Genomic DNA, 24,738 nt, shown 5'->3' on the forward strand with positions numbered 1-24,738 from the left:
TCTCACCCCTCAGGTCCTAGGGCCCTTCACAACCTGACCGGGGTGGGCGAGACCCCTCCTTGGCCGCCAGGTCCTCAGAGGCCGTCAGACAGCTCCCCGCCCTGGCGGTCACGTGCTGCCAGGATGTCGGCCCGCGTCTGCGCCATGTGCTCACGCATCAGCTCAGCGGCCCGGGCGGCGTCGCCGACAGCAACCGCCTCCTGGATAGCACGGTGCTGCTCAGCCACACGCGTCCGCACGCCCTGAGCCTCTGCGGCTCTGAACCTGGCACCGAGCAGGGCGTCACGGTAGGGGTGCACCGCAGCGGGGACGAACTGGTTGCCGGCAGCGCTGAGAACGGCGTCGTGAAAGGCGTTGTCCAGCCCGACCACAGCCTGGACGTCGTCGGTTCTCGCGGCCACCTCGTACTCCTCCACGCACCGTGACATCTCCGCTAGATGACTGTCCGAGCGGTGAGCAGCCGCCAGCCGGACGGCACCGACCTCCAGCATCTCCTGAACCCCCAGGACGTCGAGCTCCACCTCCAGCACACGCCCCTCGTGCGCGGCCACGTACATGAGGTAGCGCAGCTCGCGCCACCGGAACCGCGGCAGGAGGAACGTGCCCCTCCCGTGCACAACGTTGAGGACCCCGCCCATAGAGAGGTTCCTCACCGCCTCACGCATTGTTGGCCGCGAGACCCGAAGGAACCGGGCCAGCTCGGCCTCGGCGGGAAGCGGCTCGTCCTCCACGAAGGTTCCGTTGGCAACCGCGTCGAGAACCTTCTCAACGGCCCCTGCCACCATGTCATTGGCCACGCAGACTCCTCACGCACAGGCTCCCAGGATGTGGCAGCGTAACTGGACGACCGCGCACGAAGGGGCCTGACCGACATCCAGTACTATCGCTCGCAGCCTACCCTCCACCCTGAGCAGTACGCTCTTCAGCGCGCTGCGGGACCGCCCAGCGGCTCCGCCTGCTGCTGCCGCGACCCGGTCTCGGCCTCTGCCGCCACCGCCCTGGGCACCCCGCCCAGGGCACGCACCAACCACCAGTAGGCAGCCGCTGTCGCCCACACGAGCACCACCAGCGCCGCCTGCACCGGTGCCGACCAGCCGGTTCCCGGAAGCACCAGGACCGCAGCTCCTGCCGCCGCGCACTCGGCAGTGTTGAACAGGACGTCGTAGATACTGAAGGCACGACCACGGTAACGGTCGGCCGTGTCGCTCTGGACTATCGTGTCCACAGCGATCTTGGCTCCCTGTACCCCCGCACCGAACACGAGGAGACCGCCGGTCATCCAGTGCTGGTCGTAGGTCGCCACAAGAACCAGCTGACCTGCGCTGCCCCCCGCAAGGCAGGTGACCACCCACGCTGACGGCGAGACCCGCTCGCGGGTGAGGGGGGTCAGGACCACCGCCACCCCGTGACCTGTCACTATCGCCCCCATGAGGACGCCGAACAGCACCAGGCCCCGGTCGGCGTCCTGCGGGGCAGCCAGCAGGTTGCGTGCAACCAGGATGACGGTGACGACCTCCATGCCGTAGACAAACCGGTGCAGCGCCATCGTGGCCAGTGCCAGGCCCGGGGTACCTCGCCGGACCAGGTAGCGCGCGGCGTCGACCAGGTCAGCCACAGCAGCCACGAGCCCAGCACCCAGGCCGGTACCCCCGTTGCCCTCCCGGCCGTCAGGCCCCAGCTGGTCAGGCTGCAGCCGGCTCACCACCAGGGCCGCACCGCAGTAGAGGAGGACTGCCGCCACCAGGCTGCCCGTGTCCTGCGGGCTGCCCTCGGGCAGCAGGAGCCTCAGCACCACCCCGATGACGGCACCCAGCGCGGTGGCCGCCCCACCCAAGGTGGGCACGACGGAGTTGGCCACCAGGAGACGCTCACGGGCCACGACCTGGGGCATTCCGGCGCTGAGCACGCTGAGCAGGAACCTGCTGGTACCCAGGGCCCCGAGCACGAGCAGGTAGAGGGGCGCCCCCGTACCGAGGACCCGCAGGACGACAGCGGTGGCAGCGACCAGGCCTGCCCGGGCCAGGTTGCCGTACAGGAGGGTCTGGCGGCGCCGCCACCGGTCGATGAGGGGGCCGGTCAAGGGACCGACGACGCTGAAGGGCAGGAGCATGACCACCAGGGCGGTAGCGACCCCGCCGGCTGTGGCCATGTTCTGGGCCTGGAAGAAGAAGAGGGTGGCCAGTCCCACCTGGACCATCCCGTCCCCGGTCTGGGACAGCAGCCGGACCGCCAGCAGAGTCCGGAAGGCCCGGGTGGAGGCAAGGTCCCTGAGGTCGGTCATCAGCCGCATGGGCGCTATGGTTCCCGGCCCGGGGGTCCAGGTCCAGCAAGCCTCGGAGCACCTTCTGCACAGCGGACCGAGTGACAGGACAATAGAGATATGAGCGATAGAACCACGACTGACGCCACACCCCCTGCCGAGCACGTGTCCTCCACCCCGATCGCGGTGCCTGTCCCGGGGACCGGGCCCCTGGTCCAGGCACCGTGCGGGCCGGTACGCGGCCTGTGGCGCACCATCGTCCCGCCTGGCCCCCCAGCAGCCGCTCCTGTTACCACTCCTGGTACCACATCTGCCTGCCGAGCCCCCGACCGCACCAGACAGCCGACCGGCTACGGGCGCTCCGCCGCGTTCTACAACATCCCCTACGCCGAGGCTCCGGTAGGCCGACTTCGCCTTATGGCCCCCGTCCGGCGCACCCGCTGGAAGGAGGAGCGCGCGGCCCTCGCTCCCGGGCCGACGCCGCAACGGGGCTCGGTCTTCGAGGACCCCGCCATCCCAGAGCCCTCTGTCCCCGGCGAGGACATGCTCAACCTCAACGTCTTCACCCCGGTGCCCGGGCAGGTGGGAGCCGGGCTGCCGGTCTACGTGTGGATCCACGGCGGCGGCTGGTCCTCCGGGTGCCAGGCCAGCCCCTGGTACGACGGGGCCGCCTTCAACCGGGACGGTGTGGTGACTGTCGTCCCGTCCTACCGGCTTGGCTTTGACGGCTACGGCTGGGTGGACGGGTCTGACGCCCCGCTCAACCGCGGTGTGCTCGACCAGGTCCTCGCCCTGGAGTGGGTGCGCGACAACATCGCCGACTTTGGTGGTGACCCCGCTGATGTCACCGTCGGAGGGCAGAGCGCTGGCGGGGGCAACGTGCTCACCCTGATGACAGCACCCCGGGCTGAGGGCCTGTTCTGCCGCGGCATCATCGAGTCGGCGGCTGTCACTGACATCCCTGCCGACCGGGCTCGGGACACGGCCCGGCAGATAGCTGAGCTCGCCGGGGTCACCCCCACCCTGGAGGGGTGGCACACCCTGGACTACGACCAGCTCTTCGCCACCACCACGGGCTTTGAGGCCCATCGCACCGAGCTGGCCGCGACGCACACGCCGCCGCTGGCCCACAGGGTCCGAGCCGCCCTGGTGCCCGGCGAGGGCACCACCATCACCTACGGCCCCACTGTGGACGGTGACGTCCTGCCTCTGGGCGTGCACGAGGCGGTCGCCCGGGGCCACAGCGCCGGGGTCCCGCTCCTGGCCATCAGCACGACGCACGAGTTCCTCGCCGCAACGTCGGAGCTGGCTGATGAGATGGAGGGGCGAAGTGCCGCAGAGGTGCTGACCGAAGCGGGGGTGGACGCCGGGCTGGCGCGCGACTACGTGGCCGGGCACCCCGAGCACACGGACAGGCAGCACCTGCTTCTCGGCAACGTCTTGTCTGACGCCATGTTCCACCTGCCGCTGGTGGCCTGGGCCGAGGCCCGCCACTGTCACCGCAGCACCCACGACAGCACCGCAGGCACGTGGATCAGCCGCTTCGCCTGGGAGTCGCCCGCCACCGGCTGGTCCACTCACTGCTTCGAGGTACCCTTCGCCTTCGACTGCCTGACCCACCCCTACTGCGACCACACCCTGCAGGGCAGACCGCCGCAGTCACTGGCTGACGCTGTGCACGGCGACTGGGTACGGTTCATCACCACCGGGGACCCGGGGTGGACCGCCTGGGACGAGCGCGGCCTGGGGCGCACCTACGGCGACCCACGCGGCCCCCGTCCTGACGGCGCCGCCGACGGCGAGGTGTACAGGCTCCAACGTCGGCTGCTGGCCGCAGGCAGGAGCCTGAGGCGCCAGGACACGACCCAGGGGCGCAGCCCGCAGGGCTGAGGTCGTGGCTGCCCCGGCTAAGGCCTCGCCAATACCCGGGCGTGTGCCCTGTCATAGCACGTGGTACCGCGCGGTACCACGCTCAGATGCAGCGCGCCGACAGTACCCCGTCTATCGCGCGCACCTCAGCAAGAACCTCGGGGAGGCGCTCACCCTCGATATCAACCAGGGTCACCGCCAGGTCGTCGCGGGACTTGTTGAGCAGGTTGGCGATGTTCTGCCCGTGCTGAGCCACGATCGTGGAGACCTGTCCCACCATGTTAGGGACGTTTCGGTTGACGATGACCAGGCGGTGGGTACCCTCCGCGCGGGCCATGACAGCCTCAGGGAAGTTGACGGCGTTGTGGACCTGACCGTCCTCCAGGAAGCCGCGTAGGGACTCCGCCGCCATAATGGCGCAGTTGCGCTCTGCCTCCTTGGTGGAGGCGCCCAGGTGCGGCAGGGAGATGCACTTGGGATGCTTGTGGACGGCCGTGGAGGGGAAGTCACACACGTATCCGCCCAGCTGGTCCTCGTCCAGGGCAGTGACGACAGCGTCGGTGTCGACGATCTCCGCCCGGGCGAAGTTGAGCAGCACAGCAGTGTCCTTCATGAGAGCCAGACGCTGAGTGCTCACCAGGCCCCGGGTGGCGGGGACGAGGGGGACGTGCACCGTGAGGATGTCGGCGCGCCGGAACACCTCCTCGATCGAGTCAGCCCGCTCCACCTCCGCACTCAGGTGCCAGGCGTGCTCCACCGAGATCCCCGGGTCGAAGCCGACGACACTCAGCCCCAGCCCTAGTGCCGCGTTGGCGACCTGGACCCCGATCGCCCCCAGGCCGATGATGCCCAGGGTGCGTCCGGGCAGCTCAAAGCCCACGAACTGCTTCTTTCCCGCCTCGACCGCCTTGGCGATCTGCGCGTCGTCGCCCGACAGCTCGTGGGCGAAGCGGGCGGCGGGGATGAGGTGACGCGAGGCGATGAACAGCCCTGCCAGCACCAGTTCCTTGACGGCATTGGCGTTGGCTCCGGGAGTGTTGAACACCGGGACGCCCCGCTCGGTCAGCGCCGCCACCGGAATATTGTTGGTTCCGGCCCCGGCGCGGGCCACCGCCATGACGGAGTCCCCGATGGGGGTGTCGTGGAGGGAGGCCGAGCGCACCAGCAGCGCGTGGGGCTCCTCCACACCACCACCGACCTCGTAGAGCTCGTCGGGGAAGCGCGACAGGCCAGCCCCGGAGATGCCGTTGAGTGTCTGGATGCGGTAGGTCTTGTCAGTCATCTGTGCAGTCTCTTCCCTGTGTCTGGCAGGTCTGGCCCTAGTCCTGGGCTCAGGTCCTGGTCGCCTCAAAGTCGGTCATGTAGTCCACCAGCGCCTGGACGCCCTCAATGGGCATGGCGTTGTAGATGGAGGCCCGCATCCCTCCCACGGAGCGGTGGCCCTTGAGATTGGTCAGGCCCGCAGCCTGGGCGCCGAGGAGGAAGTCGGCGTCTAGGGCCGGGTCAGCCAGGGTAAAGGGAACGTTCATCCAGGACCGGGAGCGCTCCTGGACAGGGTTGGTGTAGAAGTCTGAGGCGTCGACGGCACCGTAGAGCAGCTCGGCCTTGGCACGGTTGCGCTCACCCATGGCTTCCAGGCCACCGTTATCCTCCAGCCAGTGAGCGATGAGCCCCAGGAGGTAGACGGCAAAGGTGGGCGGGGTGTTGAGCATGGAGTCGGCGGCGGACATCCTGGTGTAGTCCAGGACAACGGGGGTCGTGGTGCGGGCGCGCCCCAGGAGGTCCTCACGCACGATGACCACGCACAGCCCGGAGGGGCCCATGTTCTTCTGCGCCCCGGCGTAGATGAGCCCGTAGCGGCTGACGTCCAGGGGACGGGACAGGATGGTGGAGGAGGCGTCGGCCACCAGGGCGACGTCGCCCGTGTCAGGGACGTAGCCGAACTCGACGCCGCCGATGGTCTCGTTGGGGGTGTAGTGCAGGTAGCGGGCGTCCTGGGGGACGGAGAAGGAGCCCTCCTCCGGGGTGGTGGTGTAGGAGGAGGCGGCCTCGTCCGCAGCGACGACGACGTCCAGGTCGTAGGCGCGGGCCTGCTCGACAGCCTTGGCTGACCACTGGCCGGTGTTGAGGTAGGCAACCGTGTCACCGGGTGCGGTGAGGTTGAGAGGGATACCTGCGAACTGGGCTGTGGCCCCGCCCTGGAGGAAGAGGACCCGGTAGTCCTCGGGCACGCCCATGACACGACGCAAGGTGGCCTCGGCATCAGCGGCGCATGCCACGAAGTCCTTGCCGCGGTGGGAGACCTCCAGGACGGACATCCCCGACCCGGACCAGTCGGTCAGCTCGGAGGCAGCCCGCTCCAGCACGGGCAGGGGCAGCTGGGCGGGACCGGCGGAGAAGTTGTAGACGCGCACGGGCACATTGTGTCCACTTGGGCCAGGGGCAGCAATCTCGTACACCCGTGGCGTGGTGCCGGAAGCCCCCACTGTGAGGTAGTGCTCCACCGGGCAGCCCGGGAGTCGTCAGCCTTACCGGGGGCACAGGGGCTCGTGGCAGATGGTCGAGGCCACTCACCACCCCAGAGGCAGTCGCGCCCGGGGTGCAACGGCTTGCGCCCACCAGGACCTGCTACCGCTCTTGCCCGCTCCTGGCAGGTAGCCTGCGAGCACAAAGGCGGCGGCAGCCCACCAGGACCGGCGAGGTCGGTCTCGTGCGTCGGGCTGCCGTCCCCTGACCTGCCCCACCCCCGTGGTCCGGGGCACCGACCCAGCACGTCCCAGCAAGGCGGCGAGAATGACCCAGCTCCCAAGCGACGGCGTACCTGCCGAGGACCCCGGCGACGCACCGGGCACCCCCGGCTCGCGCAGCGTCAGGGCGCTCTGGGGCCGGGTCGCGGCCAGATGGGGGCGCCGTGGGGGAAGACGCCGAGCCATCGTCGTCAGCGCCGTCAGCGCCGTCGTCGTGGCTGTCCTCCTGGCTGCAGGCCTGCGTGCCTGCCTGCCCCTGGGGGCGTGGGAGGAGCTGCCCCGGGCCGCCGCTCCCACGGCCAACCCGCTCAAGGGCATGCTCCCCTATGCCCCCCAGGACCCGCAGGCCGACCCCGAGCTCTCCGACTCCGCCCTGCCCCACACGATGGAGTGGCTCTACCTGCCTCTCAGCGACGTGGTCACAGGACCTGGCACCTACGACTGGACGGCACTGGAGTCCCACCTGGAGGCTGTCGCCGCTCGCGGGCACCATACCGTCCTGCGCTTCTACATGGACTTTCCCGGTCGTAGCAGCGGCATCCCCCGCTACCTGGTGGAGGACGGCCTGGCCACCACCCGCTCCTACACCTTTTACCACAACGGGGCGCAGGGCTCAGCCGCCTCGGTGAGCCCGGACTACAACGACCCGGACACGATGGAGATGCTCACCGGCTTCGTCTCCGCCTTTGGGGAACGTTACGACGGCGACCCCCGCCTGGGCTTCGTCACCCAGGGCCTGGTGGGCTTCTGGGGGGAGGGGCACACCTGGCCCATGGACGGCACCGTCTCCTCGGACAACCCTCGGGGTGAGGACTGGATGGCCAGCGAGGCCAACCAGAAGACCCTGGTCGAGGCCTGGGACGAGGCCTTTGACACCACCCCGACCCAGGTGCGCTACCCCACGTCGTGGTCGGCCTCCCACGACGTGGGCTACCACGACGACTCCTTCGGGTACGCCACCCTGGACACGACGGACTGGCACTTCATGGCGCTCATGCGCGCGGCCGGGACCACGCAGGCCTGGCAGACCCAGCCGATCGGCGGGGAGGTGTACCCGGGCATCCAGGACTGTGTGCTGACCGACCCTGACAGCTGCGGCTCCGCCCAGGACGCGGCGGCGGGGCACAACGCCGGGCACGACATCGACCTGGCCGCCTCCGTCCAGGCCACGCACGCCACCTGGTTGCTCGACGACTGGGTCTTTACTGGGGACATGGGGGAGCGCGAGCGCGGGCTCGCCGCCGAGTCGAGCGCGTCCACCGGCTACGAGCTGGCGGCGACGCGGTGGCGTGCACGCGGCAGTGAGGTGGAGGTGGAGCTCGTCAACGACGGCGTGGCCCCCTTCTACTACGACTGGCAGGTGGAGGCCGTCGTCCTGGACTCCGGAGGCACCGTGGTGGGCCGCACGCCCTTGGACGGCGACCTGCGCGAGGTCCTGCCCGGCACGGCGGTCACCTTCTCCGGGGAGCTGGACGTGCCGGGGGAGCAGGCGACGGTGCTGCTGCGGGTCGTCAACCCGCTGGAGGGCGGTGCGCCGCTGCGGCTGGCCAACGCGGGCCAGGACCAGGACCTGGAGGGCTACCTGACCCTGGGCCACCTGGGGCCGACGGGCTCAGTCCTCCCCGAGAAGGTGGAGGGCTGACCAGGCTGACCATGCGGAGCGCTGCCCGCCCGTGGAAGTGGGTGCCCCTCCCGCAGTGGGCACGCCTGCGGAGAGAAGGTCTGCACGAATCCGGATAGGCCACGTACCCAGACAGTTTCGGGCAGCGAGGGGGACCAGGGAGCAATGGACACTGAGGCGGTGCTGGGCCACCACTACCTGGCACGAGCAGTAGACGACGAGCTGCACCGCCGACTCCGCATCGCAGGCGCGGTCGTGGTCGAGGGCCCGCAGGCTGCCTGGGAACTCGTAGAACTCCCTCAGGTTATCGACCGCCTAGCCCGCTCAGGCTTTCCCGCGCTGCGCGACCTGGACGGCGGCGACTCGATCCTGGCCATGGCAGGCTACCTGGAGGACGTGACCCGCACCGACATCCACCGGCTGGCGCCGATCCGCCACGCCCCGGAGGTGCTGGACCACCTGATCCGCTCACTGGCTAGGCAGACAGCGGCCCAGGTGCGGGTGTCCACGCTGGCCGCAGACCTGGAGCAGCTGGCGCCGGGGATCCGCGCAGAGACGGTCACCTCCTACCTGGAGCTGCTGGAGCGGCTCTTCGTGGTGGAACGCGTCCCCGCCTGGACCCCCAGCCTGCGCTCACGAGCGCGCCTGCGCACCACCAGCAGGCTCCACCTCGCCGACCCGGCACTCGCGGCATCCGCCCTGGGCGCCTCCCCCACCACACTGCTGGCAGACGTGCGCACCACCGGATTCCTCTTTGAGAGCGCCGTGGTCCACGACCTGCAGGTCTACGTCTCCGGCCTGGGCGGGCGCGTGCACCACTACCGAGACTCCAGCGGGCGCGAGATCGACGCGGTCCTCACGCTTCCCGACGGCCGCTGGGCCGCAGTCGAGGTCAAGCTGGGAGGTCAGCAGGCGAGCGCGGGAGCGTCGTCCCTGGCCAGGGCGGTGGACCAGGTTGACACCGAGGTCCGCGGAGAGCCGGTCCTCAGGCTGGTGGTCACCGGGACCGGACCCGTCCTGACCATGGACGACGGCACGGTCACCTGCCCCCTGTCAGCCCTGCGACCATAATAACACCACAAATGACACCACAAAGGGGTCGCGTCAGGACTCAGGGGCGCTCTTACAGCGGGTACGGCGAGGAGCTCTCCTCGACGGCCTTGGTGAGGTCAACCTCCCGCCCGCCCACGCGGAAGCGGTAGCGGCCCAGGAGCTCGACCTCCTCCTCCCGGGTGGCCCACTGCCGCAGCGCCTTCTTCTCCACCTCCTCCAGCCAGGCCATCCGGTCTGAGACGCACCGGAACCGGCAGGCGGCAGCCAGCTCACGCAGCCAGAGCATCTGGGTGTCGTCCAGGAGGTTGCGATAGTGGCGGAAGAAGGCCACGTCCGGGTCGATCCCAATGACCTCGCCCAGCCACAGCCGGCTCACACTGGCTCGCAGCGCGTTGCGGGCCGTGGCGTCACTGGGGTCATCGGTGGCGTAGTTGTCCCACATGGGGGCCACGTCCGGCCCGACCCGCACTGCGTCGAGGACACCGACAGAGGGCATGAGCAGGGCACCCGAGCCCAGCAGGAACACGTCCTCCCCTGCCGCCTGACGGACTACCCGCAGGCCCTCCCGGTAGGCCTGCTCCCGGTCGCTGTCCTGGGACCGGACCCCGGGGACCGCCGCAGCGTTGAGGAAGTCGAGCTTGAGGTAGGAGAAGCCCCACTCGTGGACCACCCGGTCGATGACCTCGTAGACCAGGTCCTGGGCACGCGGGTGGGTCATGTCCAGGGCGTGGTAGTGGGAGCCCCAGTTGGACCCAGCCACAGCCAGCGAGCCGTCGGCGGCTCGGACAAAGGCGTCGGGATACTCCCGCACCGCCTGGGAGCCGGGCAGAGCGATGAAGGGGGCCACCCACAGGCCGGGGGTCATGTCCGCCTCCCAGACGGCGTCGGCGACCACCTTCATGCCGGAGGGGAAGCGTGGCCCCGCGTACCAGTCCCCAACCCCCTCCTGCCAGCCGTCGTCGATCTGCAGGGTGGAGAACCCGCATCGGGCCACATCAGGGATCTCGGCAGCCACAGCCTCCTCAGTGACGCCCTCGTAGTAGGAGTACCAGGAGCACCACACGCTCTGCGGCCTGATCTCACGACGTCCCTGGTGCGCCCCCAGCCGCCGGGCGTAGGCGGCCATGACCTGCGGGGCCGACCCGGCCAGGAGCACCCACGTCCCCGGTCGGCCGGTCTCGGTGAAGGCCTCCAGGGCGGCCTCGTCCACGCGTACCCGGGGGGTCTCACCCTCCAGGCAGCCCACGAGAACGGCGCTGGGCCAGTCTGGTACCACCTCCCCGGCAGCCTTCCCTCCGGCGGGTCCGGCGTCCTCGACCACGGCCACCCAGGAGGAGTGATGACGGACCTGGTCGTCCCAGGCGTCGTCGTCAGCGGTGCGGCGGCGAACCGGGTTGGCCACCCGCAGGGGCGGGTCCGCCAGCCGCCGCCACCCCGAGGGGGACCACGAGGTCTGGCCGGTGCGGTAGACCTCACCACTGCGCATGTCGTGGAGAAGACTCAGGTGTGCCGCGCGCACGTAAACCTCCCCGTCCCTGCGGGTGACGGTGCCGTCAGTGGCCAGGGCGACGCTCCGGCCGCCCAGGTCAATCTGGTGGATCACGAGGCCTCTCCTGCCTGCCGGTGTCTTCGTGGTCCTCTAGTCCTTCTGGACCCTCCTGGGTCCTCTTCTGTCCCGCCCACGCCGCCAACCTACCGGGTCCCACGGTCCAGTGGCAGGCTCCCAGGACGTCCTGTGGACAACTCCCTTCTTGTCAGCGGCCCCCGATGGAACAGACCGCCTTCCCGCGCCGCCGTAGCGCGCCGTCACCGCCGCTCAGCCCCGGCTCTCACCCTGACTGTGCCCGGCTCAGCCCTCCCGCTGGCCCTGCTCGAAGTAGGCGGCTAGGCGGTCCTCGACCTGGGGGACGTCGCGGGGCACCGACCCCGAGCGCAGGGACTCGGTGGCCAGAGCGCCTGCGGCCACGGCGTCGCGAGCGCCCACGGGGGAGGTCTGCGTGGGCCCGCCGTCACGCACGAAGCGCAGGAACTCGTCCACGGTGCGCTGGTCGGCGCTGTCGTGACCGGTCCCCTCCTCCTCAATGGGGTACTCGGCGCTGCCGTGCTCGCGGTACCCCGAGCGCCGTGTCCACACCCGCACCACGCCCCCCGCGCCGTCGCCGAAGTTCTCCGCCCGGCCCCGCGTCCCAATGACCGTGTAGCTGCGCCAGTAGTCGGGGGTGAAGTGGCACTGCTGGTAGCTGGCCATGACCCCGTTGCGCAGGGTCATGAGGACCATGGACAGGTCCTCGACGTCAATGACCGGATTGAGCCCGGTCAGCGCATCGGGCGGCCAGTGGTCGTGGCTGAACCAGTCGCCCATGACGGTGCCGGGGCTGGTCTCCGCAGGGCGCCGCCCCCCGGTGCCGTAGACCATGAGGTCACCCATGCCCACCACCCTGCGGGTCGTGGACCCGACGATCCAGTGGATGACGTCGATGTCGTGGGCGGCCTTCTGCAGGAGCAGCCCGGTGGTCCTGGCCCGCTCGGCGTGCCAGTCCCGGAAGTAGTAGTCACCTCCGTTGCCGACAAAGTGTCGGCACCACACCGCCTTGGGCTCGCCGATCTCGCCGCGGTCCACCACGTCCTTGAGCAGCCTGACCACGGCCATGTGCCGCATGTTGTGGCCCACGTACAGCCTGGTCCCGCTGCGCCGCGCCACCTCCAGGACCCGGTCCGCCCCCTTGAGGCTGACGGCCAGCGGCTTCTCCAGGTAGACCGGCACACCGGCGCGCAGGAAGGCGCAGGCCACCTCCTCGTGGGTGTCGTCCGGAGTCGTCACGACCACGGCGTCCAGCCCGGAGCGCCCTGCCCCGACCAGCTCACGGTAGTCGGGGACCACCTCCACGCCCTCGGGCAGGAGCCGCGCCGCACGCTGGTGCCGGTCGGTCGCGGGATCTGCCGCTGCCACCAGCCGGGCAGGCACAGGGGAGGAGTCAACCAGGGCAGCCAGAGGACTGCGTGCGCCGACCCCCACGACGCCGACCCTCAGCTCTGTCACGGTACCGCCTCCTCACCAGCACGTGTCCCCGGGCACCTCCCATCCTGGCACAGACCCGGGCACGCCTCCGTCCACACCCTCACGCCAGGACAGGTCTGCTGTAGCATTCATCCTGAAGGTTCCTCCGTCTCTTCTATCTCGAGACTGACCTGGACAACGCCGTCACCTGCACCTGTAACTAACCCCTTGTCGAACAACCACGGTTAAGCCTATGACTGCACTGCTCGAGCTGGAGGATCTCGTCGTCTCCCGAGGGAGAAGGTTCCGCCTCGCCCCACTGACCATCCGCTTTGACACCCCTGGTGTCGTGGGTCTCTTTGGTCACAACGGGGCCGGGAAGACGACCCTGCTCAAAGCCCTGGCCGGGCTGCTGCCCCTCCGGTCGGGCTCGGTAAAAACCCCGGGCGCGGCACTCCCGACCCTCCTGCCGGACTCCCCGTTCCTCTACACGTTCCTCAGGGTCGGCTCAGTCCCCGACGTCCTGGAAGACTACTTCGAGGACTTTGACCGCGACCGCGCCCGGTCCATCATCAACAGCCTCTCACTGGACACCTCCAAGAAGGTGGGCGACCTGTCGAAGGGCATGGAGGAGCAGCTCAACCTCGGCATGACGCTGGCCAGGAGGTCGTCGGTCTACCTCCTTGACGAGCCCCTGGCAGCAGTGGACCCCGTGACACGCGACCGGATGCTGGAGCTCATAGGGCAGCACAGGCCCGCCGACGCTCTGCTTGTCGTCAGCACTCACCTCATCGCTGGCCTGGAGCCTCTTTTCGACGAGTGCGTCGTGCTCCACGACGGCAGGATGCTGCTGCGCACGCAGGCCTCGCAGGCAGCCTCCGGGCAGAGCCTGGAGGCACGGATCAAGGAGGCGATGCTGCGTGCGTGACGTCCGCACCGAGGCGCGTAAGCACCTGGGCTTCTTCTCGGTGTGCGCCGTCGTGCTCGCCACCACCCTCCTCCTCAGGGAGCTCCTGGACTCCTACAGGTCTGTGACCGAGGTGGTCTGGGTCTTTGCCGTCATCCTCGTGTCGGCAGCCACCACTTTTTACGTGGGGGCACACGTCTTCGTCTTCCTGGTGCTCAAGGGAGACGTCCTCCTCCAGCTCTCCACCCGCTCGCCCCTGAGGAAGCTCCTGGTCAAGACACTCCCGCTCGCTGCCGGCTTCTGCGCCACCGGTCTCATCACCCTGCTGACCTACGCCACGACGTGGCCGGAGCAGGGCAGAGCAGGGGCGGTAGCCTACGCAGTCTGCGCCAAGCTCGTCTCGTGCGCGGCCCTGGTGTCCCTGGCGTGGCTCCTGGGGCTCGCCGCCGCAGGCCGCAGGGGGTTCTACCTGCGGCTCCTGGTCTACGCGGGCGGGCTCGTCGTGCTGGTCGGCCTGCAGGCCGCTGCGGTGTGGAGCACGGCCGGGCTGGAGGGCACCGGGTGGACGGTGGGCGCGTCCACCTCCTACACGGGGTACCCGGTGTACTACGGGCCTCTTGGCGTCTGCCTGGGAACACCGTTCACCACCGACTCGACAGGACCCTACGTGCTCAGCCTGGTCCTCAACACCCTCTGGGTGGGGGTATGCCTGCTGGCCGTCGGGCTGACCTCCCGTCTGCGCCACCGGGGCGCTGTGCGCCTGCACGCCTCCTAGCACAGGCCGTGCCCGCGCATCCCGTCCAGCTCCACCCCTTACTCCTGCTCCTGCCGGGCGGCCCACCAGGAGCGCAGCGCCTGGCGGGCGAGGTCCTCACCCAGGGGTCCCTTCTCCATGCGCAGGTCCAGCAGGAAACGGTAGGCCTGGCCCACGACCGGCCCGGGGGCGACCCCCAGCTCGGCCATGATCTGGCTGCCGTCCAGGTCGGGGCGGATCGCGGCCAGCTCCTCGGCCTTGCGCAGCTGGTCGATGCGTGCCTCCAGGTCGTCGTAGGCGTGGTCCAGCATGGCGGCCTTGCGCCGGTTGCGGGTGGTGACGTCGGCACGCGTGAGCCGGTGGAGGCGCTCCAGCAGGGGACCGGCGTCGGTGACGTAGCGGCGCACCGCCGAGTCCGACCACCCTGCGTCGGCGTAGCCGTGGAAGCGCAGGTGCAGCTCGACCAGTCGCGCCACGTCCTTGACGGTCTGCTTGTCAAAGCGCAGTGCTCGCAGGCGCTTGGCGGCCAGGCGCGCCCCCACGTGGTCGTGCCCGTGGAAGGTCACTGTCCCGCCCGGCAGGAAGCGGCGGGTAGCGGGCTTGCCGATGTCGTGGAGGAGCGCGGCCAGGCGCAGCACCAGGTCGGGTCCAGGCACAGGTCCCTCCGGGCCGGTCTCCAGGTCGATGGCCTGGTCCAGGACCGTCAGGGTGTGCTCGTAGACGTCCTTGTGGCGGCGGTGCTCGTCCACGGTCTCGCGCAGGGCCGACACCTCCGGCAGGACGACGTCGGCCACCCCGGTGTGCACCAGCAGCTCCAGGCCGCGGCGGGGCCAGGGGCTGGTCAGCAGCCTCTCCAGCTCGGCACGCACGCGCTCGGCGGAGACGATGCCCAGCCGCGACGCCATCTGGGACATGGCGCTCACCACGTCGGGCTCGACGTCCAGACCCAGCTGGGCGGCAAAGCGCGCGGCCCGCATGATGCGCAGGGGGTCGTCGTCAAAGGACTGGAGGGGAGACACCGGGGTGCGCAGGACCCCTGCCCTCAGGTCCACCAGCCCGTGGTGGGGGTCGACGAGCTCCAGGTCGGGCAGGCGCAGGGCCATGGCGTTGACGGTGAAGTCCCGCCGGGTGAGGTCGCCCTCCAGTGTGTCACCGTAGGAGACGGTCGGCTTGCGCGAGCCGACCTCGTAGTCCTCGGTGCGGTAGGTGGTCACCTCCACGACCACCTCCCCCTTGCGGGCACCGATCGTGCCGAAGTCACGTCCAATGTCCCAGCAGGCGTCCCCCCAGGCGCGCAGCAGTGCCTCCGTCTGCTCCGGACGGGCCGAGGTGGTCAGGTCCAGGTCGTGGGGGGCGGTCCCCATGAAGGCGTCACGCACCGGCCCGCCCACCAGGGCGATCTCGTGGCCTGCCCGGGCAAAGGTGTGGGCCAGGGCTGCCAAGGGCACCGGCAGGGCCGAGAGCGCGGAGCGTGCTGTCGGGGTCAGGCCGGAGGCGTCTGGCTCCCCGGAGAGCGGGGCGCGGGAGGGGGGACGGGTCTGTGCAGTCATCAGGCCAAGCCTGCCACGCCGGGAGCCGTCAGCGGCGCCCCGGTCGGCGTCCAGTCAGCACCCGGTCGGCTCCGGCCGCGCCAGTCCTCACCGACCCACGCGGAGCTCTCGTCCACATCCATTGACACCGCTGTTGGACCTAGAGTATCCCTATGTCCTCCCGTCGCACCCGCACGCCCCGCGCCGCCTCGGCGGCTCGCCGGGCGGGTGCGCGCAGCCTCCCCGTCGTCGACGAGACAAGCGCCGGCGGCCTGGTTGTTGACGTCCAGGCCGGTCAGGCCTTCACTGCGGTCATCGCGCGCCGCAACCGCGGCGGGCGGCTGGAGTGGTGCCTGCCCAAGGGGCACCTGGAAGGAACAGAGACACCGGAGGAGGCCGCCGTGCGAGAGATCGCCGAGGAGACCGGTATCACCGGCCGGGTGCTGCGCCACCTGGCGACGATCGACTACTGGTTCGCTGGCGACGCCCACCGCGTCCACAAGGTGGTGCACCACTTCCTCCTGGAGGCTGTCGACGGGTTCCTCACCACCGACAACGACCCCGACCACGAGGCGGAGGACGTCGAGTGGGTGGCCCTGGACGACGTGGCCCGCCGTCTGGCCTACCCCAACGAGCGTCGTATCGTGGCGGCCGCCCGGAAGATCCTTGTAGGTGACGCATGAGGAGCCGGAAGGCACCTCGTCGGCGCAGGCACTGCCCCCAGACGGCAGGACGGCGCCTGCCAGCAGCAGCGCTCGTGACCGCGCTGACAGCACTGAGCCTGCTGGCCCTGGTGCTGGCTCCTGCCAGCGCCCTGCCGGCAGCGGCCCCGCCCCCCCCGGCACCCGTGCCCGCCGCCTCTCCTGCGCTGCCAGGTGAGGCAGAGCTGGTCTCTGGCCAGGTGACGCTGAGCATCGACGCCCTGGCCCCGGAGGTGATCCACGACGGGGAGGACCTCCTGGTCACCGGCACCATCGCCAACGGCACCGACGAGACCCTGTCAGGCGGCTCCCTGGTGGTCCAGGTCCAGGAAGGCACGGAGGTCACCTTCGAGACGCTGTCCCTGTGGCTCGCCAACGAGCGGGACACCACCCTGTCGTCACCGTCCACCACACGGCTGCCACAGGTCCAGCCCGGGCAGACGTCCTCCTTCTCCGTGATGGTCAGCGCTGAGAACCTGCCGCTGTCCGCCCACGACCAGTGGGGTCCCCGCGGCGTCCAGGTCGCCCTGACCCAGGGCGGAGCCACCGTCGCTGAGGACCGCAGCATCATCGTCTGGGACAGCGCCTCAGGTGTGGACGCGGCCCGCGTGACTACCATCGTCCCTGTCACAGCCTCTGCTGAGGAGCTGACGGTCCTGACTCTCCCGGCGTCTGCGACCGGTGACTCCTCGGCCGCAGGGGTGACCGTGACCGAGATCCAGCAGCGGGTCCAGGCCCTGCTGGAGCTGGCAGGTGACGGAGTGGTCCTGGCGGTGGACCCAGCCCTCCTGGAGGCTCTTGGTGTTGATGCCAGCTCCTTCCAGGGGGACCTGTCCGGCTCGACACCACCAGACGCCACCAGCACAGCCCTTGCGCCCAGCACCTCGGCCCACACGGCACAGCCCTCCGGGTCGCCTCCCGCAGCCACCTCCACGTCGGCAGCACCCGCTGCGGATCCCTCCCCCGCACCCCCAGGCTCTGACTCCTCCTCCGCCCCGGCCAGTCCGGCGTCGCTGACCGCAGCCCTGACCCGTGCCATCGCTAACGGCGACGTCGCGACCCTGCCCTGGGACGACGCCGACACGGCAGCCCTGTCCCACCTGGGGGAGACCAACCTCCTGGCCACTTCCATCCAGAGGTCCCAGTCCTCAGCCGTGGCTGGTGCCGGGGCACACCCCACGCTGGCCTGGCCCGCCTCCTCCCAGCTGGACGCCCAGACCTTGGAGGCCCTTCCTGGCTCCGTGACGACCCTCGTCGCCCCCGTCGGCTCCGTCCCCGTGGCCCAGGACCTCACCTACACGCCCTCGGGAACGACAACAATCGGAGGTCGCACGGTACTGGTACCCGACGAGCCTGCCTCGCTGACCCTGGCTGGGCGGCAGCCCGAGCCTCTCGACGACCAGGAGCTCAGCGACCTGGACACGCGCCAGCTGCTGCGTGCACGGACCGCGATCTTCACCCGCCAGGCGCCGTCCGTGGGGCGTGACCTGGTCATCACCCTGGACCGGGCCTCGGCCGCAGCGGTAGAGCCAGAGGTGCTCGCGCAGCGGCTGGCAGCCCTGCGGGACACTTCCTGGGTCACTCCCCAGGATCTGGAGGCCCTGAGGTCCCGGACCACCGAGGGGGAAGAGGCTGAGGACACCGGGAGCACCAGGAGCACCACGAGCCCGGACCCGGCAGGATCACGCAGTGGGAGCAGCAGGGACAGTGGGGACGTGGCCCGTACGGACCCGCCGGACCAGGTGAGTGACAGTGACGAGATCGCCTCCGGGCTCCTGTCAGAGGCCTACCAGTCGGGGAACCGCTTGGACTCGATCGCCTCGGTGCTCTCCGACTCCCGGGCAGCCCTGGGGCGGGCCAACGACGTCGAGAGCATCGTCTCCTCAGCAGCCTGGCGCCGCGACCCCCAGGCCCGCCGCACCTACCTGGACTCTGCCGTTGCCGCCGGGGAGGCGGTCATCGACGCGCTGAGCGCTGCTCCCTCCTCCACCATCAACATCATCAGCTCGCAGGCTGACCTTCCGGTGAGGATCGTCTCGACCCTGAACCAGGAGGTGACCCTCCAGGTGCGCCTGGTCCCGGACAACCAACGTCTCCAGATCCCCGACACTGTCACTGTCACGGTCCCTGCGCGCGGCCAGGCCACGACGACGGTCCCGGTCAAGGCAGTAGGGTCCGGTGACGTCGACCTGACGATCGAGGTCCTTGCGGACGACGGTACGGCTGTGGGGGCCCCGACCACCGTGCACATGCAGGTGCGAGCGGCCTGGGAGTCTGTCGGCACCTGGGTGGTCGGCGGTGTCCTGGCCCTTGTCCTGGTCTCCGGCGTAGCGCGTACCGTGCGCAGAGGACGCCGCACCGTCACACCGGCCATACCGCCACCAGCCCAGGAGAAGGCATGACCCCGCCCCGGCACGCCCGACCCAGACGTTCCTTCCTCTCCCCGAGCCCGCACCGCTCCCAGGCCTCGCTGGCCCGCTCCTCGGCGATTATGGCCTCGGGCACACTGGTTTCCCGCGTGCTGGGACTGGTGCGCAACGCCCTCATCGTCATCGCCCTGGGGGCTACCGGCTCGGGAGCGGCAGACGCCTTCAACACCGCCAACAACCTGCCGACAAACCTGTACAACATGATGATCGGTGGCGTCCTCAACGCCATCCTGGTGCCTCAGATCGTCCGGGCGCTGCGCAAGCGCAACGGCGAGGAGCTGGTCAACCGGCTCCTGACCACCGCCGCCACCCTCATGCTTGCCGTCACAGTGCTGATCACCGCTGCCGCTCCCCTGGTGTTCTACGTCAACGCCTCCTCCCTGGCCTCGGGTCGCTGGCAGCCGGTCTCCTACGCCTTCGCCTTCTGGTTCATGCCGCAGATCTTCTTCTACGGCCTCTACGCCCTGTGGGGCCAGGTCCTCAACGCCCGGTCCAGCTTCGGCCCCTACATGTGGTCGCCGGTGCTCAACAACATCATCTCTATCGTCTCCATCATCGCCTACATCCGGGTCTACGGGGCCTACACCGACGGACAGGGGCCAGAGGTGTGGGACGCGGGCCGCATCACCTTGATCGGGGCGACCACCACCCTGGGCATCGCGGCCCAGGCCCTGATCCTCTACATCCCCCTGGTACGTTCCGGCTTCCAGCCGCGCATCGTCTTTGGCATACGGGGCCTGGGGCTGGGGCAGAGCTCTAGGGTCGCCCTGTGGGCACTGCTCGGTGTCGCCATCATCTCGCTGAGCACCTGGGCCACCACCAACCTGGGCTCAGCCGCAGTCACAGCCTCTGAGCTTCCTGAGTACGCCGACGTCGTGGTGCCGTCAACGACGATGTGGTCCAACGCCTACCTGGTCTACATCCTGCCCCAGTCCCTGGTGGTGACCTCCATCATCACCGCCCTGTTCACCCGTATGAGCGAGAAGGCCTCCTCAGGCGACCGGGAGGGCGTGCGCGACGACCTGTCGCTGGGGTTGCGCTCCGCCGGGGTGTTCACGGTGCTGGCTACAGCGGGCATCTGCGTCCTGGCAGTGCCAGCGCTCCAGGTCTTCACCCCGTCGATCTCCCTGAGGGTGGCCCAGGCCACCGCACCGGTTCTTGTCCTCCTGGCTCTGGGAATCGTCCCGCAGGGGATCTGGTTCACCACCCAGCGAGTCATGCTGGCTTACGAGGACACCAAGCGGCTTCTCCTCGCCGACGCCGTGGTGGGCCTGCTCCCCGTGGTCCTGTGCGCCCTGGCCTACCTCCTGGCACCGGCCAACCACTGGATGGCCTGGGCGGCCTTTGCCAACACCCTGAGCCAGGTCGCCGCGTGCGTCGTCGTCGTCCCGCTGATGCGGCGCCACCTGCCGAGCCTGGACGGGCGCAGGGTCGCCACCACCCACCTGCGCCTGTGCCTGGCCGCAGCACCTGCGGTAGTCATCGGCCTGGTCCTGGTGGCGCTGATGGGAGAGGTGGATGGCGCCTCGTCCCTGAACCGCCTCCTGGCTGCCTCGACCCAGGTCGTCATTGTGGCCTCGGTCATGTCCTTCATCTATCTTGTCATGGGGCGGATAGTCAACGTCGAGGAGATCATCGTCGCCTTCCGTCCGCTGTCACGGATCCTGGTCAAGGTTGGTCGGCGCCTGCCGGGTCCGGCAGGTCGGCCGGTACTACGCCTGGCAGAGTGGATGACACCAACGTCGGCTCCCACCAGGGGCACCTCGGGAAGCAGAACCGCTCCGCCAGCACCTCCTCCGCCACAAGCGGCCCCACCGCCCCCGCCTCCACCTGCTGCAGCCCCCACGGCCACGCCACAGCCTGCCCCCGCACCACCGCCCCCGTCCGCGCCGACTACCGCCCCTCACGGCGCGCCAGCACACGGACAGCCGCAGGGCACCTACCCCCCCAGCTTCCTTCCTCACGCCCCCTCCTCTGCTGGCCGCAGTGGTCGGGCACCTGTACGACGCCCTGTGGTACCCGCTGTACCACCGACAGTGCCTCCGTCGGTCCCGCCCGCCCCCCGCACCTCTCCAGCGACTGCGACCACGCCTCCAACCGAGCACGCGATGCCCCTCGCCTCGCCTCCACCACCAGCCCACCCTGCTGGCGCTGCAGCCACCCCCCGGGGCACTGCTCCCGCACCACCTCCGGACAGCCCCTCCCTGCCCGCCAACCTGTCTGTCAGCATGGAGCCCTCGGCCGCCGTGCCCCCATCAGGTCACACCACCGAGCAGGCACAGAGCCCACGGACCGCTACGATGGGTCCATCAGTGTCTGACGGGCAGTCACCCCGAGGAAGGAGACGCATGTCTGAGGCGACGCCGATTGGCAGTGGCCGCTACGGACTCCTGGGGACCCTGTCCACCACGCTGCCTCGAATCGTTCGGCACCGGGGTGTTGACACCATCCTCGACCGCGAGGTGACCATCCTCGTGCTCACAGACGCCTCGGTGCACCGCGACAGCATCATGGACGCGGCAAGCCGCGCCGTACTGGTGGACGACGAGCGCCTTCAGCGGGTGTACGACGTTGAGCGCTCCGAGCCCTCCATCATCATCACCGAGCCCCTGGCGGGCCGTACCCTCAGCTCACTCGTGGCCCGCGGCATCACCTCGGCACAGGTCAGAGCAATCATTGGTGAGACGGCCCAAGCGCTTGACGCTGGGGCCCGCAAGGGCCTGCACCACCTCAACCTGTCTCCTGAGTCCATTCGGGTGCTCCCCGGGGGAGAGGTCAAGATCAGCGGGCTGGGGATTGAGGCCGCCGCCCTGGACCTGGAGAGCAAGGTCGCCAAGAACGACCCCCTTGCCGCCGACCGTGCTGACGCCCGCGCCCTCGTGGAGATTCTCTACTACGGCCTGACCGGCCGTTGGCCAGGGAAGCGTCCCGGGATCCCTTCCGCGCCTCGTCTGGGTGGCGCGCCTGTCGTCCCGTCCACACTGGTGGCTGGTATCGACCCGGTCCTGGACGACCTGTGCGTACGTACGTGGAACGGCCAGCCTCCCATCTCGGCTGCCGAGGTCGCGCGGGCGCTGGGAAGCTGGGAGCCAGTCAGCGGCTACGTGGTCGACCCCGCTCGGGACTACCCGGCTGCGGTGAGAACCACCGCCCAGCACAGCGGGCCGGACTCCACCTCACATACAGCAGGGACCGGGGTCGCCACCGCCGCTCGCGGGGTGCTGGATCGCCTGCGTCGCTCCAGCAGTGCGAGCGGTGGAGCCTCGGCTGCCACCTCAGCGTCTGCCACCCAGGCCCCGCAGGCTGCCGTGACGGACTCCTTTGCCCAGCATGGTTCCGCTCACGACGCGACGGGCGACGGCACCGTCGTCACTGACGACCTGCGTGCTGAGGAGGAGATGACCCCCCGGGCGGGACTCGGTTACGTCCAGGTCACCGGTCCGGTCAACCCGATGCCAAGTATGCTGACAAACGCCTCGGAGACGGCCCCAGGCGCCGCCCCCGTCCCCTCCGAGCCCTTCACGGGCAGCTTCGAGGTCAACTTCGACGACTTTGAGGACGAGGAGGACGAGGTTGATGAGGAAGTGGTTCAGTCTGTCAGCCGTACCACGACCAGCGTGATCCTCACCCTGATCGTCCTGGCTCTTGTCGGTGTTGTCATCGCCGTACTGATCCTGCAGCAACTGGTAGGAATTCGCTTCACCGACCCCGACGAGCCGGCTGCGGACACGGTTCCCTCCACGACGTCGGCTCAGTCGGCCCAGGACGGCAGCGGGGAGGCCGACAACCAGGCTGGGGGCGAGGAGGGCAGTGAGGACAGCGCACCCATCACCGTCAGCGGCGCGCAGAGCCTGGACCCCTTCGGCGACGGGAACGAGCACCCAGAGCTGGCGGACCGCCTGGTGGACGGAGACACCTCCCAGGAGTGGTTCTCCCGGTACTACAACGACCCCGGCATGGATGGCAAGGGCGGAGTGGGAGTCGCCGTGACCCTGGAGGAAGCTGCCGAGGTATCCGGCATTGACATCCACGGGACTGGGGAGGGCGGATCGGTCCAGATCCGTGCCACGAGTCCCGAGGACCCTGCAGGAGGCGAGCTGCTGGCTGAAGGTCCCTTCACCTCGCAGGCCACCTCATTTGACTTCGACTCCACGGAGACAGCATCAGTTGTCGTGTGGATCACTGAACTTCCCAGAGCCGCTGACGGCTCCAACAAGGCTACTATCACCGAGATCACTCTCCGATAGACCCTCATTCGGGAACAACCGCTTTTCATCGCCAGTTTGCTCTAGTGACACTGGTTCCTGTCAACTGGTGTGCACCGCGTGCTACTCCCGTACCAGGAGGATCATGATTCACGACGTCGTCATCGTCGGTTCCGGCCCTGCGGGCTACACCGCCGCCATCTACGCGGCTCGCGCTCAGCTGGCACCCATCGTCCTGGCAGGCTCGGTGACGGCCGGGGGAGCACTGATGAACACCACGGAGGTGGAGAACTACCCTGGTTTTGTCCAAGGTGTGATGGGGCCGACCCTGATGACCCAGATGCAGGAGCAGGCAGAACGGTTCGGGGCTGAGGTCCGCTACGAGGACGTCACCGCCCTGGAGCTGGAGGGCACGACCAAGCGTGTCGTCACAGAGGAGGGAACCTATGAGGCCCGCACCGTGATTATCTCCACCGGCTCCGAGTACAGACACCTGGGGGTGGAGGGTGAGGACCGTCTTTCCGGCCACGGGGTGTCCTACTGTGCGACATGTGACGGATTCTTCTTCAAGGACCAGGACGTCGTCGTGGTTGGTGGGGGAGACTCCGCGATGGAGGAGGCCACGTTCCTGACTCGGTTCGCCAGGTCGGTGACCGTCGTGCACCGTCGTGACGAGCTGCGAGCCTCTGCGGTCATGGCGCAGCGAGCCCAGGACGACCCCAAGATCACCTTTGCCTGGAACTCCACGGTGGCTGAGCTGCGCGGTCAGGACTCTCTCACTGGCGTGACGCTTGAGGACACAGTGACTGGAGAGCGGCGCCAGCTTGAGGTAACCGGGTTGTTCGTGGCCATTGGCCAAGTTCCTCGTAGTGAGCTGGTAAAAGATGTGCTGGACCTGGATGGCGCCGGGTACATCCAGGTTGAGGCCCCGTCACAGAGGACTCGCCTACCAGGCGTCTTTGCCTGTGGCGACGTGGCAGACCCGTCCTACCAGCAGGCTGTCACCGCAGCCGGGTCCGGTTGCCGCGCAGCCTTAGACGCAGAGCACTACCTGGCCACGCTGTGACGTGGAGCTGTGACCCGGACAGGCCCGCCCTACGGCATACAAGGAGGCGCGATACCCATCACCGGCTCTACCTGCACATATGCGCGCAAAGGTTAGGAGACACCGAACCTTCCACCCGCGCAGCACGTCGGAAGGACATATCAGCCCAGGTGCCGCCAGACGTACCGACGGGCCACGCCACGACTCATTCAAGGAGAACACCATGTCTGCTGCTCTTGACGTCACCGACGCCACTTTTACTGAGGAGGTTCTCGGCTCGGACAAGCCCGTTGTCATTGACTTCTGGGCCGACTGGTGCGGCCCCTGCCGTCAGATGGCACCGATTGTCGACGAAGTCGCGACTGAGCTGGGAGACCGAGTGAAGTTCGTCAAGATCAACGTCGACGCCAGCCCAGCCACCGCCCGGTCCTTTGGGATACAGTCCATTCCCACCTTTGCAGTCATCCGTGACGGCGAGACATTCCATCAGTTCGCCGGCTCACGGCCCAAGGCCGCGTTCAAGGCCGAGGTGGAGAAAGTTCTGGACTGAGGGTCTGGGTCGGTCGGTGTACCAGCCCGGTCTGCGTTGGGCTGGCACACCGACTCTCAGATAGCTACCT

At 69.1% G+C, this 24,738-nt stretch carries 17 protein-coding genes; 10 read left to right on the forward strand and 7 right to left on the reverse strand.

All coding sequences use genetic code 11. The features are described from left to right. Positions 1-74: 74 nt before the first annotated feature. The gene (locus CWS50_RS12700; protein WP_127843078.1) at positions 75-797 is read right to left on the reverse strand and encodes a FadR/GntR family transcriptional regulator; all 723 of its coding nucleotides are present in this window, start codon (positions 795-797) and stop codon (positions 75-77) included. A 125-nt stretch (positions 798-922) separates the two neighbouring features. After that, complete coding sequence (locus CWS50_RS12705) at positions 923-2,290, reverse strand: MFS transporter (RefSeq protein WP_127843079.1); 1,368 nt, start codon at positions 2,288-2,290, stop codon at positions 923-925. A 90-nt stretch (positions 2,291-2,380) separates the two neighbouring features. On the opposite strand from CWS50_RS12705, the gene CWS50_RS12710 reads away from it, so the two are divergent. After that, positions 2,381-4,150: a carboxylesterase/lipase family protein gene (locus CWS50_RS12710; RefSeq protein ID WP_127843080.1), complete on the forward strand. Its 1,770-nt coding sequence runs from the start codon at positions 2,381-2,383 to the stop codon at positions 4,148-4,150. Positions 4,151-4,232: 82 nt separating this feature from the next. On the opposite strand, the gene CWS50_RS12715 is transcribed toward CWS50_RS12710, so the two are convergent. After that, entirely contained in the window at positions 4,233-5,411 is a 1,179-nt protein-coding gene (locus tag CWS50_RS12715; protein ID WP_127843081.1) for a phosphoglycerate dehydrogenase, read from the reverse strand. 49 nt (positions 5,412-5,460) lie between these two features. Next, on the reverse strand, positions 5,461-6,543 hold the full coding sequence (gene serC, locus CWS50_RS12720; RefSeq protein ID WP_127843082.1) for a 3-phosphoserine/phosphohydroxythreonine transaminase: 1,083 nt from the start codon (positions 6,541-6,543) through the stop codon (positions 5,461-5,463). A 379-nt stretch (positions 6,544-6,922) separates the two neighbouring features. Here serC and CWS50_RS12725 point away from each other — a divergent pair, with 379 nt between their 5' ends. Together CWS50_RS12725 and CWS50_RS12730 are read left to right on the forward strand one after the other, a co-directional pair. Further along, entirely contained in the window at positions 6,923-8,518 is a 1,596-nt protein-coding gene (locus tag CWS50_RS12725; protein ID WP_243118362.1) for a DUF4832 domain-containing protein, read from the forward strand. A gap of 144 nt (positions 8,519-8,662) precedes the next feature. Then, positions 8,663-9,568: an ATP-binding protein gene (locus tag CWS50_RS12730; protein ID WP_127843083.1), complete on the forward strand. Its 906-nt coding sequence runs from the start codon at positions 8,663-8,665 to the stop codon at positions 9,566-9,568. A gap of 52 nt (positions 9,569-9,620) precedes the next feature. Here the strand turns inward: CWS50_RS12730 and CWS50_RS12735 are convergent, their stop codons facing one another. Both CWS50_RS12735 and CWS50_RS12740 read right to left on the reverse strand, forming a co-directional pair. Then, complete coding sequence (locus CWS50_RS12735; protein ID WP_127843084.1) at positions 9,621-11,153, reverse strand: glycoside hydrolase family 36 protein; 1,533 nt, start codon at positions 11,151-11,153, stop codon at positions 9,621-9,623. Between the two features lie 246 nt (positions 11,154-11,399). Next, a complete protein-coding gene (locus CWS50_RS12740) occupies positions 11,400-12,590 on the reverse strand; it encodes a Gfo/Idh/MocA family protein (RefSeq protein ID WP_127843085.1) in 1,191 nt (396 codons plus the stop codon). A gap of 211 nt (positions 12,591-12,801) precedes the next feature. Here CWS50_RS12740 and CWS50_RS12745 point away from each other — a divergent pair, with 211 nt between their 5' ends. Next, complete coding sequence (locus CWS50_RS12745; protein WP_127843086.1) at positions 12,802-13,476, forward strand: ATP-binding cassette domain-containing protein; 675 nt, start codon at positions 12,802-12,804, stop codon at positions 13,474-13,476. Continuing rightward, positions 13,469-14,230, forward strand: a complete 762-nt coding sequence (locus CWS50_RS12750) for a hypothetical protein (RefSeq protein ID WP_127843087.1) — start codon at positions 13,469-13,471, stop codon at positions 14,228-14,230. The genes CWS50_RS12745 and CWS50_RS12750 overlap by 8 nt, the downstream gene beginning before the upstream one ends. A gap of 38 nt (positions 14,231-14,268) precedes the next feature. Here CWS50_RS12750 and CWS50_RS12755 read toward each other — a convergent pair whose 3' ends face one another. Further along, positions 14,269-15,759 (reverse strand): CCA tRNA nucleotidyltransferase, encoded by a 1,491-nt coding sequence (locus CWS50_RS12755; protein WP_127843088.1) that lies wholly within the window; start codon positions 15,757-15,759, stop codon positions 14,269-14,271. A 152-nt stretch (positions 15,760-15,911) separates the two neighbouring features. On the opposite strand from CWS50_RS12755, the gene CWS50_RS12760 reads away from it, so the two are divergent. From CWS50_RS12760 to trxA, 5 genes are all read left to right on the forward strand, one after another. Beyond that, positions 15,912-16,421, forward strand: a complete 510-nt coding sequence (locus CWS50_RS12760) for an NUDIX hydrolase (RefSeq protein WP_127843089.1) — start codon at positions 15,912-15,914, stop codon at positions 16,419-16,421. Further along, positions 16,418-18,841 carry a DUF6049 family protein gene (locus CWS50_RS12765; protein ID WP_243118363.1) on the forward strand — a complete coding sequence of 808 codons (2,424 nt, stop codon included), beginning with the start codon at positions 16,418-16,420 and terminating at the stop codon, positions 18,839-18,841. The genes CWS50_RS12760 and CWS50_RS12765 overlap by 4 nt, the downstream gene beginning before the upstream one ends. Then, positions 18,838-23,115, forward strand: coding sequence for a murein biosynthesis integral membrane protein MurJ (locus tag CWS50_RS12770; protein WP_127843090.1), 4,278 nt, complete (start codon positions 18,838-18,840; stop codon positions 23,113-23,115). Before CWS50_RS12765 ends, CWS50_RS12770 begins: the two co-directional genes overlap by 4 nt. 103 nt (positions 23,116-23,218) lie before the next feature. Further along, complete coding sequence (trxB, locus tag CWS50_RS12775; protein WP_127843091.1) at positions 23,219-24,139, forward strand: thioredoxin-disulfide reductase; 921 nt, start codon at positions 23,219-23,221, stop codon at positions 24,137-24,139. A gap of 202 nt (positions 24,140-24,341) precedes the next feature. Next, complete coding sequence (gene trxA / locus CWS50_RS12780; RefSeq protein ID WP_127843092.1) at positions 24,342-24,668, forward strand: thioredoxin; 327 nt, start codon at positions 24,342-24,344, stop codon at positions 24,666-24,668. Positions 24,669-24,738 lie beyond the last annotated feature (70 nt).

Origin of the sequence: Actinomyces wuliandei (genome assembly GCF_004010955.1) — a bacterium.
Taxonomy (GTDB): domain Bacteria; phylum Actinomycetota; class Actinomycetes; order Actinomycetales; family Actinomycetaceae; genus Actinomyces; species Actinomyces wuliandei.